The following is a 14,356-nucleotide window of genomic DNA, read 5'->3' as shown; positions in this document are numbered from 1 at the left end:
CCGAAGGCTTCACAGGCGGACGCGGGCTGTCGCGTTCCTGGGCGTCGCGTGCCTGGCCTTCGCATGCCTGGCCTTTCGCGTTCCTGGGCGGCATGTGTCCGGGGGACATGTGTCCAAAAGACATGTATCTAAAAAACAGATGACCTACAGCTGAAACATCTGTTGGACAGAAATTCGGGCGCGCTCCAGGATTTCTCGTGCGGTAGCGAGGTCGAAGTGACTCCGGGATGAACTACCGCCTGAGCGGAGGCTGAGATGCCGAATGAAGTGACCGACGTCGTCGTCGTCGGGGCGGGCCAGGCAGGTGTGGCGATGAGCGAGCACCTGGGAGCCCAGGGAGTGCCGCACATCGTCCTGGAGCGGCACCGCATCGCCGAGCGGTGGCGCTCGGAGCGCTGGGACTCCCTGGTCGCGAACGGGCCCGCGTGGCACGACCGGTTCCCGGGGCTGGAGTTCCCCGACGTCGCCCCCGACGAGTTCGCCCCCAAGGAGAAGGTCGCCGACTACTTCGTCGCGTACGCGGAGAAGATCGGCGCCCCGGTCCGGTGCGGGGTCGAGGTGACCTCGGTGCGCCGGCACGAGGGGCGGCCCGGCTTCCGGGTCGAGACGTCGCAGGGCACCATCGACGCGCGCTGCGTCGTGGCCGCGACCGGTCCGTTCCAGCGGCCCGTGATCCCGCCCATCGTGCCGGACGGCGCCGTCCCCGTGCAGATCCACTCCAGCGGGTACCGCAACCCGGAGCAGCTGCCCGAGGGCGCCGTACTCGTGGTCGGGGCCGGATCCTCGGGCGTCCAGATCGCCGACGAGCTGCGCCGCTCCGGTCGCCGGGTCTTCCTCTCCGTCGGCTCCCACGACCGTCCTCCGCGCCAGTACCGCGGACGTGACTTCTGCTGGTGGCTCGGTGTGCTCGGACTCTGGGACCTGGAGACGCCGCCCCAGGGTGCCGAACACGTCACCATCGCGGTCAGCGGCGCCCGCGGCGGCCACACCGTGGACTTCCGCGCCCTCGCCGCGTCCGGCATCCAGCTCGTCGGTCTGACCGCGTCCCACGACGACGGCGTGCTGTCCTTCGCGCCGGACCTCGCCGAGAACATCGCGCTCGGCGACGCCAAGTACCTCGAACTCCTGCGGGCGGCCGACGCGTACGTCGAGCGCAACGGGCTCGACCTCCCCGAGGAGCCGGAGGCCCACGTCCTCGGGCCGGACCCCGAGTGCGTGACCGACCCGCTCCTGAAGCTCGACCTGGCCGAGGCCGGTGTCACCTCCATCGTCTGGGCGACCGGCTTCGCCGCCGACTACGGCTGGCTCGACGTCGACGCGTTCGACGAGAACGGCCGGCCCGCCCAGCGCCGCGGAGTGTCGTCCGAGCCGGGCGTCTACTTCCTCGGTCTGCCCTGGCTGTCCCGCCGTGGATCGAGCTTCATCTGGGGCGTCTGGCACGACGCCCGGTACGTCGCCGACCACATCACCACCCAGCGCGGCTACCTCGCGCAGGGCACCACCGACCGGCCCGGCACCGCACCGGCGACGAACCACGAGAAGTGAGGAGCGGACGATGACATCCACGAACGAGGAGCGTCGGGCGAACCCCCCGATCGTCGCCGGCGGGCACACGAGGATCCGCCCCTTCAACACCCGTGACACCTACCCCGAGCAGAACCTCGAGAACGACCTCTGCCAGGCCGTCGTCGCCGGGAACACGGTCTACGTCCGGGGGCAGATCGGCCAGGACCTCGACACCAGCGAGAACGTGGGCATCGGTGACGCCGAGGCCCAGGCCGAGCAGGCGATGGCCAACATCAAGATGCTGCTCGAAGAATCGGGCAGCCGCATGGAGCACCTGGTCAAGCTGACGATCTATCTCATCGACCCGCGCTACCGCGAGGCGGTCTACCGCACCGTGGGCCGCTGGACCAAGGGCGTCCACCCGATCTCCACCGGCCTCGTGGTCTCCGCGCTGGCCCGCCCGGAGTGGCTGTGCGAGATCGACGCGATCGCGGTGATCCCCGAGGAGGACGGGCGATGACCTTCTCCCTGGTGGTACGCGACGGCGAACGGTTCGGCATCGCGGTCAGCTCGTCGAGTCCGGCCGTCGCGGCCCGGGTCGCCCATCTGCGCCCGGGAATCGGCGCGGCGGCCTCGCAGAACGTCACGGATCCCACGCTCGGCACCCGTCTGCTGGAGCGGCTGGCGGAACACGGTGACGCCCAGCGCGCCCTGGCCGAGGTCACCGGCGCGGCCGGCAACGCGGCGAACATCGACTACCGGCAGCTCACCGTCCTCGGCACCTCCGGCCCCGGGTACGCCTACAGCGGTTCCCGAACCCTGGGCAAGCACGCCTCGGCCACCGCGGACGGTGCGGTCGCGGCCGGCAACATGCTGTCCGGCGAGCACATCCCCGACGTCCTCCTGGACGCCTACTTCGGCGCGAGCGGCGAGGTCGAGGAACGTCTCGTCGCCGCGCTGCGCGCCGCCGTCGCCGCGGGCGGCGAGGAGGGGCCGGTGCACTCCGTGGGCCTCGCGGTCGTCGCGGACGTGGACTGGCGCGTGACCGACCTGCGCGTGGACTGGGCCGACGACCCCATCGAGCGGCTCGCCGAGCTCCTCGACATCTGGCTGCCGCAGCGGGACGACTACGTGCGCCGCGGTCTCGACCCCGTGGGCGCCCCCTCGTACGGCGTCCCGGGCGACCTGTGACGGGGGCCGGGATGGGAACAGCGACAGGGGTCGTGCCGGTGACGGCGACGGGAACGCTGAAGGAGGCGGCCCGGCGCGAGGTCGACCGCCATGCCGACGCGCTGACCGCCCTCTCCGAACGGCTGCACGCCGACCCGGAGACCGCCTGGGAGGAACACCGGGCCGCCGCCGCCGTACCGGAGCTGCTGGACCGCGCCGGATTCGACGTCACCCCGTCCTACCTGGGCCTGGACACGGCGTTCCTCGCCCGGTTCGGCAGCGGGCCCACGCGGATCGCGCTGTGCGCCGAGTACGACGCGCTGCCGGGCCTCGGCCACGCCTGCGGGCACAACCTCATCGCGGCGAGTTCGATCGGCGCCGCGCTCGGCCTGGCCGCCGTCGCCGACGAGGCCGGCATCACCGTCGAGGTGTACGGCACACCCGCCGAGGAAGGGGGCGGCGGCAAGATCGAGATGCTGGACCGCGGCGCCTTCGCCGGGGTGGACCTCGCCATGATGGTGCACCCGGCCCCGGTCGACGTCGCCGAGGCCCGCCCCTTCGCGGTCAGCCACTCCAAGATCTCGTACAAGGGGAAGTCCGCCCATGCCGCGGCCTACCCGGAGGCCGGGGTCAACGCGGCCGACGCCTTCACCGTGGCCCAGGTCGCGATCGGACTGCTCCGCCAGCAGTTGCCGGCTTCGGCCCGTGTGCACGGCGTGGTGACCCACGCCGGGGACGCGCCGAACGCCATCCCGGAGCGGGCGAGCGGACGGTGGTACGTGCGGGCGGAGACGCTCGCCGAACTCGCCGAGCTGGAGGCACGCGTGATGCGTGCCTTCGAGGCGGGCGCCCTCGCGACCGGGTGCGACCTGACGGTCGAGCCGGAGAGCAAGCCGTACGCGGAGTTCCGCACGGACGAGAGCGCCCTCGGCCACTACCGCGCCAACGCCCGCGCCCTGGGGCGGGAGTTCGCACCGCCCGGCCAGTCCGCGCGGATGAACCGTGCCTCCACCGACATGGGCAACGTCTCCCAGGTCGTGCCCGCCATCCACCCCTACATCGGGATCGGCTCCCTGCCCGCCACCAACCACCAGCACGAGTTCGCGGCGTTCTGCGTGGGCGGTCAGGCCGAGCGTGCCCTGCTCGACGGGGCCGTGGCACTGGCCTGGACCGCAGTGGACCGGGCCGGAGCGGACCGGACCCTGTCGCCCGGCGACTTCCCCGACCCTCGATGAACTGGAGCACACCGATGTCCCTGGCCACCGGCTCTCCGCGACCGGTCGCACCGTCCGGTGCGTTCCGGACGGAGCACGACATGCTGGGGGACGTCGACGTACCCGCGGACGCCTACTACGGGGCGCACACCGCACGGGCGGTCGTCAACTTCCCCCTCACCGGCGAGACCCTCGCCTCCCGGCCGCATCTGATCGGCGCCCTGGCGGCGGTGAAGGAGGCCGCGGCGTGGGCGAACACCGAGGTCGGCGCGCTGGACGGCACGCTCGCGTCGGCGATCGCGGACGCCTGCGCCGAGATCCGCGGCGGCGCGCTGCACGAGCAGTTCGTGGTCGACCTCATCCAGGGCGGCGCGGGCACCTCGACCAACATGAACGCCAACGAGGTGGTCGCCAACCGCGCACTGGAGCTGCTCGGACGGCCGCGCGGGGACTACCGCGCACTGCACCCCCTCGACCACGTCAACCTGGGCCAGAGCACCAACGACGTGTACCCGACCGCCGTGAAGCTGGCACTGGACCGGCACATCGCCGGACTCCTCGTCGCGCTCGGTGCGTTGCGCGAGGCGTTCGCCGGCAAGGCGGCCGAGTTCTCCGACGTGCTGAAGATGGGCCGCACCCAGCTGCAGGACGCCGTGCCCATGACCCTCGGGCAGGAGTTCGGGGCGTTCGCCGCCACCCTCGCCGAGGACGAGCAACGGCTCGCCGAAGCACGGCTGTTGCTGCACGAGCTGAACCTCGGCGGCACGGCGATCGGCACCGGGCTCAACGCGCGCCCCGGCTACCGCGAGCGCGCGGTGGAGCATCTGCGCCGGCTCACCGGCATCCCGACCCTGGTGTCCGCACCCGACCTCGTCGAGGCCACCCAGGACGTCGGCGTGTTCGTGCAGCTGTCCGGTGTGCTCAAGCGGGTCGCGGTGAAACTCTCCAAGATCTGCAACGACCTGCGCCTGCTGTCCTCGGGGCCGCAGGCCGGATTCGGCGAGATCACGCTCCCGGCACGGCAGGCCGGCTCGTCCATCATGCCCGGCAAGGTCAATCCGGTGATTCCCGAGGCGGTCAACCAGGTCGCGTTCGAGATCATCGGCAACGACGTGACCGTCACCCTCGCCGCCGAGGGCGGCCAGCTCCAGCTGAACGCCTTCGAACCGATCATCTACCGCAGTCTCGGCGGCGGCCTCGACCACCTCACCGCGGCCATCACGGTCCTCACCGAGCACTGCGTGCGCGGCATCACCGCGAACCGGCGCAGACTCGCGGAGACCGTCGCCGCCTCCACCGGTCTGGTCACCGCGCTCAGCCCCGCGCTCGGTTACGAGACCGCCTGCGCCCTCGCCCTGGAGGCGCACCACACCGGCCGGCCCGCACTCGACCTCGTACGCGAGCGCGGACTGCTGACCGAGGCGGAACTCAGCGTGCTGACCAGCCCCGCGTCCCTGACCGGTCAGACCGCCACCTGAGGCCACGGCCTCCGCGGCAACACCCCGAGCAACACCTCAGCAAGAACCCGAGCATGAACCCGAGCAACACCTCCAACTCCCCGAATTCTTCCGCTCACCCGTCCAAGGAGGCACGTATGCCCGCCGGGAACACCGAAGTCATGTCGACCGAGGGCGAAGGGGTCACCGATCCCGTCGCCCTGCGCAGAAGCGTCGCCGCCGGAGCGGTCGGCGTGTTCGTCCACTGGTTCGACTGGGCGGCCTACGCCTATCTCGCCGGCACCGTCGCGACGGTGTTCTTCCCGGCCCAGGACCGGACCACCGGACTGCTCGCCGTCTTCGGCGTGTTCGCCGTGTCGTTCGGCATCCGGCCCGTCGGCGCCCTGGTCTTCGGGCCGCTGGGCGACCGGATCGGCCGCAAGCGCACCCTGTCGCTGGTCATCTTCATGATGTCCGGCGCGACCCTGACGATCGGACTGCTCCCCGGCTACGGGGTCATCGGAGTCGCCGCCCCGTCGCTCCTGGTGTTCCTGCGCCTGCTGCAGGGCTTCGCCGCGGGCGGCGAGTTCGGCAGCGCGGCGAGCTTCCTCGCCGAGAGCGCGCCCCGGCGCCGGCGCGGATTCGGCGTCAGCTGGCTGGAGGTCGGCTCCCTGCTGGGCTTCCTCGCCGGTTCGTTCGTCTTCCTGCTGCTGTCGACGGGGCTCACCGACGACCAGCTGACCTCCTGGGGCTGGCGCATCCCGTTCCTCGTCTCCGCGCCGCTGGGCGTGATCGGCTTCGTCATCCGCAACAAGATCGAGGACACTCCCGAGTACCGGGCGCTCGAAGCCAACGACACCGTGCCGCGCACCCCCGTGCGGGAACTGCTGCGCTCCCACAAGAAGCAGATGCTCCAGGCGGCCGGCCTGATGACGGCCATGCACGTGCCCTTCTACACGGTGCTGACCTACCTGGTCACCTACGAGACCGACCACCTGGGCCACTCGGCCGGCAGCGCCGCGCTGCTGTCCACGGTGATCTCGCTGCTGGGCCTCGCGCTCGTGCCCGTGTTCGGCGTCCTGTCCGACCGCGTGGGACGCAAGCCCGTCTTCGTCGGGGCCACGGCAGCCCTCCTGGTCGTCGCCACCCCCGCGTTCCTCCTCATGCGCACCGGTACGGCGGGAACCTGGATCGCCGCTCTGCTGCTCGGCGTGATCCTGGCCGCGATCCTCGGCACCTACGCGGTCTGGTCGGCGGAGATCTTCCCCACCCGCACGCGCCAGAGCGGACTGTCCATCTCCTACAACATCACCGCCGCGCTGTTCGCCGGCACGGTGCCCTACCTGATGACCGTGCTCATCGACGCCACCGGCAGCACGCTGATCCCGGGCCCGTACCTGATGGTGGTCGCCGTCGGCGGCCTCGTCGCGGCGCTGTCCCTCCCGGAGACGGTCGGCTCGTCCCTGCTGCGCCCGGAAGACGTGTCCGACGCGGAGCCCACGACCCGGGAGAACGCCGTCGCCTAGGGACCCGGGACGACGCGGCCGCATAAGGTCGGGCACGGACACCCGCACCATCAGCCGCAAGGGTCACACATGACGTCACCGGTGGGCTTCACCTTCGCCCAGCTGCGCTACTTCCTCGTCGCCGCCGAGTGCGGGTCGATGACGGCGGCGGCCGAGAGCCTGCACATCGCGCAGTCCGCGGTGTCCTCGGCGATCCACAAGCTGGAGCGTGACCTGCGGGTCGACCTGTTCATCCGCCGCAGGGGTCAGGGCCTGGTCCTGACCCCCGCGGGGGAGCGGCTGCGGAGCCAGGCGCGTGAACTCCTCGCCCGCGCGCGCGAGGTCGAGGGAGAAGCCCGCGGCAGCGGCGGGACGCTGTCCGGTCCGGTCGCCTTCGGCTGCTTCATGACGCTGGCGCCGTACTACCTGCCGGCCCTGTTCAGCGCCGGCACCGAGCGCCACCCCGGGATCGAGATCGACGTGGTGGAGGGCGAGGCGGAGCAACTGTTCCAGGCGCTGCGCGCGGGACGGATCGACTTCGCCCTCACCTACCACCTCGGTCTGTCCGCCGAGGCCGACCTGCGGGGCGAGACGATCGCCCACGTCCCGGCCCATGTCATCGTCCCGGCCACGCACCCCCTGGCCGGCCAGGGCACCGTGGAGCTGAGCGAACTGGCCGCCGAGCCCCTCGTCCTGCTCGACCTGCCCTACAGCCGCGACTACTTCCACGCGCTGGTCGCCGCCACCGGTACCGCCCCCGACGTGCGCTACCGCACCCAGAACTACGAAGCCGTCCGCTCCCTGGTGGCCCGGGGCCTCGGCTACTCCGTGCTGAACCAGCGTCCCGCGACCAGCCAGACCTACGGCGGCGGCGAGGTCGTGGAGCTGGAACTGCGCAACGGGCACCCGCCGCTGGAACTCACCCTGGCCACCGTCCAGGGAGTGACCCAGAGCGCCCGCGCCCAGGCGGTCATGGACCTGCTGCGCGAGATCGCCGCCGCCCGCGCCACCGCCTGACACGCACCGGGGCCGGCCGCCGGACGACTACGGATACCGGTGGCCAGGGACCGGCTGCCAAGGGCCGGCTGCCGCAGATCCCGGAGACTGCAGATCCCGGAGACTGCAGATCCTGGAGACCGAAGGTCCCGGAAGCTTGCAGGTCCCGGCGGCCGAGGACCGGCGGCCAAGGGCCGGCTGCCGCAGATCCCGGAGACTGCAGGTCCCGGAGACTTGCAGGTCCCGCTGGCCGAGGACCGGAGGCCGCAGATCCCGGAGACCGCAGGCCCCGGAGGCCACAGGTCCCGGACACTGGAGGTCCCGGAGACTTGCAGGTCCCGGAGACCACGGATCCCGGAGATTGCAGGTCCCGGCGGCTGCCGACCAGATGCTACAGATCGTCGTACCCGGTCACCGCGCGCGCGTGGGCGATGATCAGCTCGCGGGCCTTGTCCCAGCGCATGGCCGCGTTGTGGCTGACGATGTGCAGGCCGAAGCCGTCCTCCATCGCGACGAGTCCGTGCGCCAGGTCCTGCGCGCTCGCGGCGAGTGTGAAGACGCCGGTCGCCGCGCCGACCTCCAGCGCGATCGTGTAGAGAGCGACCTCCCTGGCGAACAGCGAGGTCATCAGCTCGGCGTGGCCGGGACTGCGGCCGGCGCGCCGGTGCAGTTCGTACAGCAGCCCGTGCACGGCGTCGTCCGCCGCACGGGGCAGCCCGCTGTGCAGCAGCGCCCGCAGCCGGCCGCCGGGATCGCCGGTCGGCGCCTCGTCGTACGCCCGCTGCCGGGACGCCAGATAGCTCTCGACCGCTCCCCGGTGCACCTCCAGTACGAGATCGTCGAGCTCCGGGTAGTAGTACAGCACCGAGCCCTGCGAGACGCCCGCGGCATCCGCGATGTCCTTGATACGCAGCCCTTCGAGCCCGCGCTGCGCGATGGCACGCCCCGCGGCGGAGACGAGCGCCTCCCTGCGAGCCGTCTGGTTGCGTGGTCTACCGGCTTTCCCCATGGCCCAAGATTCTCTGCTACTCGGACCAACTTCTGCAAGAAGTTCGTGACCAGAGCATTGACGTCGGCTTGATGCATTGTTTGAATCTCAGTTCAAAGAAACCGGTGCGGGAACGCGCTGCCGGGCCACCTCGCCCCTGCCGCGCCCGCTGCCTCGAGCGCAGTGCCCCCGAGACGGCCCACGCCGCACGAGATCCGAACGGGCATCGGTTCGCCCACGTCCCACGACGCAATCGAAGGCCACAGCATGCAGACGTACTCCCACTGGCAGCAGCGCGCCGCCGACCTCGTGCCCCGCACGCGCCTCTTCATCGACGGAGCGTGGACCGACCCCGCCGAGGATCAGCGGCTGCCCACCGTGAACCCGGCGACCGGCAAGACCACCGCCCAGGTGGCCGCGGGCTCGGCCGCCGACGTCGACCGGGCCGTGGCGGCGGCCCGCACCTCCTTCGAGGACGGCCGCTGGTCGCGCACCGCACCGGCGGAGCGCAAGCGGGTCCTGCTCGCCCTCGCCCGCCTGATCGAGGAGAACAGCGAAGAGCTGGCCCTGTGCGACACCCTCGACATGGGCAAGCCCATCGCGGAGTCCCACGGCACCGACGTGCCCGGCGCGGCCGGCGTGTTCGCCTGGTACGCCGAGGCCGTGGACAAGCTGTACGACGAGGTCGCCCCCGCCCCGCCCGGCAACCTCGCCCTCGTGCGCCGCGCACCGCTCGGTGTCGTGGGCGCGGTGGTGCCGTGGAACTTCCCGCTCGACCTGGCGAGCTGGAAGCTGGCCCCCGCCCTGGCCGCGGGCAACAGCGTCGTGCTGAAGCCGGCCGAGCAGTCACCGCTGTCGGCGCTGCTGCTGGCCGAGCTCGCCGCGCAGGCCGGACTGCCCGACGGTGTGCTGAACGTCGTACCCGGACCGGGGGAGACCACCGGGCGTGCGCTCGGCCTCCACCCGGACGTGGACACCCTGGTCTTCACCGGCTCCACCGCCGTGGCCCGGAAGTTCCTCGCCTACTCGGCCGAGTCGAACATGAAGCAGGTCTGGCCCGAGGCCGGCGGCAAGAGCCCCAACGTGGTCTTCGCCGACGCCGACCTGGAGGCCGCCGCGGAACGCGCCGCCTGGGGCTTCGCCTACAACGCCGGGCAGGTGTGCTCGGCCAACACCCGGCTGCTCGTCGAGGCGTCCGTCGCCGACGAGTTCACGGCCAGAGTCGCCGATCATGCCCGCACCTGGCAGCCGGGCGACCCGCTCGACCCCGCGACCCGCCTCGGGCCGCTCGTCGACGAGGCCCAGGTGGACCGTGTTCTCGCCGCGCTCGCGGCCTCGGGCGGCACGCTCGCGTGCGGCGGCACGCGCCCCGACCGCGACGGCGCCTACCTCGACCCCACCGTCGTCACCGGCCTGGGACCGGACGCCCCGCTCGTCCGGGAGGAACTGTTCGGCCCCGTGCTGACGGTCCTGCCCTTCCACGACGAGGCCGAGGCCGTCCGCCTGGCCAACGACTCCGCCTACGGGCTCGCCGCCTCCGTGTGGACGACGGACCTGGGCCGCGCCCACCGCGTCGCCGACGCCCTGCGCGCGGGCACCGTGTCGGTCAACACCGTCGACGCCCTCAGCCCGGCCACGCCCTTCGGCGGATTCAAGCAGTCCGGCCACGGCCGTGACCTCTCCCTGCACTCCTTCGACAAGTACACCGGCCTGAAGACGACCTGGATCGCCTACGGCTGAGCCCGCCCCCTCGCCCCCTCGCCTTCCCGTCACCGGAACCGACCAAAGGACACACCGCTCATGACCCTCGACACCGCGGCCCTCACCGCCCTGGACCGGGCGCACATCATCCACCCCTACCTGCCGGGCAGCGCCACCGAGCGCGTCATCATGACCGACGGCGCCGGCTGCCGCCTCACCGACTCCGAGGGTCGCGGCTACCTCGACGCCACCGGCGGCCTCTGGCTGGCCCAGATCGGTCACGGCCGCACGGAACTGGCCGACATCGCCCACGAGCAGATGAAGAAGCTGGAGTACTTCACCAGCTTCTGGGAGTTCTCCAACGAGCCCGCCATCGCCCTGGCCTCGCGGCTGGCCTCCCTCGCCCCCGACCCGCTCAACCACGTCTACTTCACCTCGGGCGGCTCCGAGGGCAACGAGGCGGCCATCAAGATGGCCCGCTACTACCACCACCGGCGCGGCGAGAGCAGCCGGACGTGGATCCTGGCCCGCAGCAAGGCGTACCACGGCATCGGCTACGGCGGCGGCTCGGCCACCGGCTTCCCCGTGTACCACGAGGGCTTCGCCCCGATGATGCCGCACGTCTCCCACCTCACGCCCCCGTGGCCGTACCGCTCCGAGCTGTACGGCGACCAGCCGCTGAGCCCCGAGCAGGTCACCGACTTCCTCGTCCGCGAACTGGAGGAGCGCATCGCGGAGATCGGCCCGGAGAACATCGCCGCGATGATCGGCGAGCCCATCATGGGCGTCGGCGGCATGCTCGTCCCTCCGGCCGACTACTGGCCGCGGGTGCGCGAGGTCCTCGACCAGCACGGCATCCTGCTGATCTTCGACGAGGTGGTCACCGCCTACGGCCGCGTCGGCGAGTGGTTCGCCGCGCAGTACTTCGGCGTCACCCCGGACATCATCGTCACCGCCAAGGGCATCACCTCCGGCTACATCCCGCTCGGTGCCCTCATGGTCGCCGACCACGTCGCCGAGGTCCTCCTGCGCGACCACGGCTTCCCCATGGGCTACACGTACAACGGCCACCCGGTCGCCACGGCGGTCGCGGCGGCCAACCTCGACATCATCGAGAAGGAGGGCCTGCTCGCCCGCGCGACCAGCATGGGCGCCCACCTCCACGGCGAACTGCAGGCCCAGCTGGGCGACCTGCCGATCGTCGGCGAGATCCGCTCCGTCGGCATGATGCTCGCCGTCGAGCTGGTCCAGGACCGCACCACCCGTGCGCCGCTGCCGCTGAACCCGGAGCGGATGCCGCACGACGTCATCCGCCGCGAGACCGGTGTCATCGTGCGTGACTCCGCGCACAGCCTGGTGCTGTCCCCGCCGCTGATCATGACCGAGGGCGAGGCCAAGGAAGTGGCCTCGGCCCTGCGCAGTGTCCTGGAGCGCACCGAGCCGAACGGCGAGATCCGCGGCGCCTGACGCCTACCGGGGATTCCCGGTGCGGGGGCCGGGAGGTCCGGCCCCGCGCACCGGACCGGCCTCCCGCCCGTCACCGGGCCTCCCGCCCGTCACCGGGCCTCCCGCCCGTCACCGGGCCTCCCGCCCGTCACCGGGCCTCCCGCCCGTCACCGGGCGTTGCGCCCCGCATCGGGCGTCGCGTCCCGCACCAGGCGTTGCGCCCCGTATTGGGCGTTGCGTACCGTACCGGGTACCGCGTCCCGCACGGGTTCCACCCGCGCACCGGGCTTTCCGCCCGGTACCGGGCTTCCCACCCGCGCATCGGGCTTTCCGCCCGGTACCGGGCTTCCCACCCGCGCATCGGGCTTGCCGTCCGCGCACCGGGCCTTCCGCTCGGTACCGGGCTTCCGCCCAGCGCATCGGGAGCTTGGCCCGCGCGCCGAGCCTCCCGCCCGGCGCACCGGCTCCCGCAGGGCTTCGCGCCCCGCACCGGCTTCCCATCCGGTGCCCGGTGTACCGGATCTCTGCACCGGTGCACCGGTGCACCGGTGTCGGCCGCCTGGTGTCCGGCTTCTGCCCGGCGCACCCGGTGTCCCACCCGGCACCGAGCCTCACACCCGGCCCACCGGCCCCTCCAGCACCACCCGGCACGGATCCCACACCGTCACGGCGCACGCAGGCGTCACCTCGCAGTGCACCCTTCCCTCCTAGGAACCGCCCGTGTCCTCAAGCCTCTCGTCGACCGACTCCCGCGCACCAGAATCGGCCGCCGGCCTGCAGCGCAGTCTGAAGCGCTTCGACATCACCGCGATGGCCATCGCCGCGGTCATCTCCTTCGACACCGTCGGACAGATCGCCACCGGCGGCGGCGAGGCCGCCACCTGGACGGCGGCCCTCGCCCTTCTCTTCCTGGTCCCCTACGCCCTGCTGTTCGCCGAGACGGGCGCCGCCTTCCCGCAGGAGGGCGGCCCGTACGTGTGGGTCCGACTCGCCTTCGGCCGCCCCGCGGCCGCACTCACGACACTCTTCTACTGGGTCACCAACCCCATCTGGCTGGGCGGCTCCCTGGTCTTCCTGGCGGCGCAGACCTGGGACGGCTTCGTCTTCCACCTGGGCTCCGGCACCGTCGCCGACTACGTCTTCAAGCTGCTGTTCGTGTGGATCGCCATCCTCACGGCCATCGTGTCCCTGCGCCGCGGCAAGTGGATCACCACGGTCGGCGCGGCGATGAAGGTCCTCTCCCTCGCGCTGTTCACGCTCACCGCCGTGCTCTACGGCGTGCGGCACGGCTTCCAGGGCCTCTCCGGCACCCACTTCACGCCGACGACGGCCGGATTCCTCTCCCTCGTGCCGATCCTGCTGTTCGCCTACGTCGGCTTCGAGGCCCCGAACGCCGCCGGCGAGGAGATGCACGACCCCCAGCGCGACGTCCCCGTCGCCCTCGGCCGCTCGGCGACCGTCGCGGCCTGCTGCTACCTGCTGCCGGTCCTCGCACTCCTGGCCGTCGTACCGGTCCACCAGGTCACCGGCATCGGCGGCTTCATGGAAGGCGCCCGTCTCGTCTTCGGCGTCTACGGCGGCGCGGCAGGACCCCTGCTGAAGATCACCGCCGTCATGTTCGTCTTCGCTCTCCTCACGCAGGGCAGCGCCTGGATGATCGTCAGCGACCGCATGCAGGCGATGGCCGCCGCCGACGGAGGCTTCTTCAGCCGCGCCCTCGGTGCCTTCCATCCCCGGCTCGGCACGCCCGTGCGCACGAACCTGCTCTCCGGGGCCGTCGCCACCCTGTTCATGCTCGCCGCCATGCGGCTCGCGAACGGGGACGCGGCCGCCGTCTTCGCCGTGGTCCTGACCGTGGCGGTCACCACCCTGCTGCTGTCCTACCTGGTGGTCGTCCCCGCCCTGCTCGCCCTGCGGCTGCGCCGGCCCGACGTCCCCCGTCCCTACCGCGTCCCCTTCGGCCAACGCGGCTTCGTGGTGTGCGCGGTGGTCGTCTACGCCTGGATCCTGATCGGTTCCTGGTCGGCGCTCTTCCCCGGAGTGCTGGAACACCTCTTCGGCATCGACTACGTCTTCGACGACGTCTGGGGTGTCTCCCGGACCGCGTTCGAGGCGTTCACCCTGGGCACCGTCGCCGTGCTGCTGCTGATCGGCGCCATCGGCGTCAAGGTGGCCCGCCGCGAGGGCGGCGTGCCGGCCACGGCCGCCGAGGCCGAACTTCAGGGGTGACGTTCACAGCGACGTCTTCATGAGGTCTTCACGAGGCGTGGCCCCCGGGGCCCGCCCCCCCGGGGCCCCCCCCGGGGGGGGGGCGGGCGGGGCGGGGGGGCGGCGGGGGGGGGCCCCGGGGGGGGGGCCCCGCGGGGCCGGGACCCCGCCACCCCACACACAGCG

General features: G+C 72.1%; 11 protein-coding genes. 10 read left to right on the top strand and 1 reads right to left on the bottom strand.

From position 1 onward, the window contains the following. Positions 1 to 255 precede the first annotated feature (255 nt). From ACGFYV_RS35505 to ACGFYV_RS35475, 7 genes are all read left to right on the top strand, one after another. Positions 256 to 1,545, top strand: coding sequence for a flavin-containing monooxygenase (locus ACGFYV_RS35505; protein WP_393882670.1), 1,290 nt, complete (start codon positions 256 to 258; stop codon positions 1,543 to 1,545). 10 nt (positions 1,546 to 1,555) lie between these two features. Further along, positions 1,556 to 2,026 carry a RidA family protein gene (locus ACGFYV_RS35500; RefSeq protein ID WP_393882669.1) on the top strand — a complete coding sequence of 157 codons (471 nt, stop codon included), beginning with the start codon at positions 1,556 to 1,558 and terminating at the stop codon, positions 2,024 to 2,026. Further along, positions 2,023 to 2,697 carry a DUF1028 domain-containing protein gene (locus tag ACGFYV_RS35495; protein WP_393882668.1) on the top strand — a complete coding sequence of 225 codons (675 nt, stop codon included), beginning with the start codon at positions 2,023 to 2,025 and terminating at the stop codon, positions 2,695 to 2,697. Before ACGFYV_RS35500 ends, ACGFYV_RS35495 begins: the two co-directional genes overlap by 4 nt. An 11-nt stretch (positions 2,698 to 2,708) precedes the next feature. Further along, positions 2,709 to 3,911: a M20 family metallopeptidase gene (locus ACGFYV_RS35490; protein WP_393882667.1), complete on the top strand. Its 1,203-nt coding sequence runs from the start codon at positions 2,709 to 2,711 to the stop codon at positions 3,909 to 3,911. A gap of 14 nt (positions 3,912 to 3,925) precedes the next feature. Further along, complete coding sequence (locus tag ACGFYV_RS35485) at positions 3,926 to 5,368, top strand: aspartate ammonia-lyase (protein WP_393882666.1); 1,443 nt, start codon at positions 3,926 to 3,928, stop codon at positions 5,366 to 5,368. A gap of 116 nt (positions 5,369 to 5,484) precedes the next feature. Then, positions 5,485 to 6,852 carry an MFS transporter gene (locus ACGFYV_RS35480; RefSeq protein ID WP_393882665.1) on the top strand — a complete coding sequence of 456 codons (1,368 nt, stop codon included), beginning with the start codon at positions 5,485 to 5,487 and terminating at the stop codon, positions 6,850 to 6,852. A 69-nt stretch (positions 6,853 to 6,921) separates the two neighbouring features. Next, complete coding sequence (locus ACGFYV_RS35475) at positions 6,922 to 7,848, top strand: LysR family transcriptional regulator (RefSeq protein WP_393882664.1); 927 nt, start codon at positions 6,922 to 6,924, stop codon at positions 7,846 to 7,848. Positions 7,849 to 8,218: 370 nt separating this feature from the next. Here the strand turns inward: ACGFYV_RS35475 and ACGFYV_RS35470 are convergent, their stop codons facing one another. Further along, the gene (locus ACGFYV_RS35470) at positions 8,219 to 8,836 is read right to left on the bottom strand and encodes a TetR/AcrR family transcriptional regulator (RefSeq protein ID WP_393882663.1); all 618 of its coding nucleotides are present in this window, start codon (positions 8,834 to 8,836) and stop codon (positions 8,219 to 8,221) included. Positions 8,837 to 9,082: 246 nt separating this feature from the next. On the opposite strand from ACGFYV_RS35470, the gene ACGFYV_RS35465 reads away from it, so the two are divergent. From ACGFYV_RS35465 to ACGFYV_RS35455, 3 genes are all read left to right on the top strand, one after another. Continuing rightward, a complete protein-coding gene (locus ACGFYV_RS35465; protein WP_393882662.1) occupies positions 9,083 to 10,555 on the top strand; it encodes an aldehyde dehydrogenase family protein in 1,473 nt (490 codons plus the stop codon). A 60-nt stretch (positions 10,556 to 10,615) separates the two neighbouring features. Continuing rightward, complete coding sequence (locus ACGFYV_RS35460; RefSeq protein ID WP_393882661.1) at positions 10,616 to 11,983, top strand: aspartate aminotransferase family protein; 1,368 nt, start codon at positions 10,616 to 10,618, stop codon at positions 11,981 to 11,983. A gap of 699 nt (positions 11,984 to 12,682) precedes the next feature. Then, positions 12,683 to 14,191, top strand: a complete 1,509-nt coding sequence (locus tag ACGFYV_RS35455) for an APC family permease (RefSeq protein WP_393882660.1) — start codon at positions 12,683 to 12,685, stop codon at positions 14,189 to 14,191. The last annotated feature ends 165 nt before the right edge of the window (positions 14,192 to 14,356 follow it).

The sequence above is a fragment of the Streptomyces sp. NPDC048297 genome (assembly GCF_043201585.1).
GTDB lineage: Bacteria > Actinomycetota > Actinomycetes > Streptomycetales > Streptomycetaceae > Streptomyces.
This window is presented reverse-complemented; position numbering and strand designations above follow the sequence as displayed.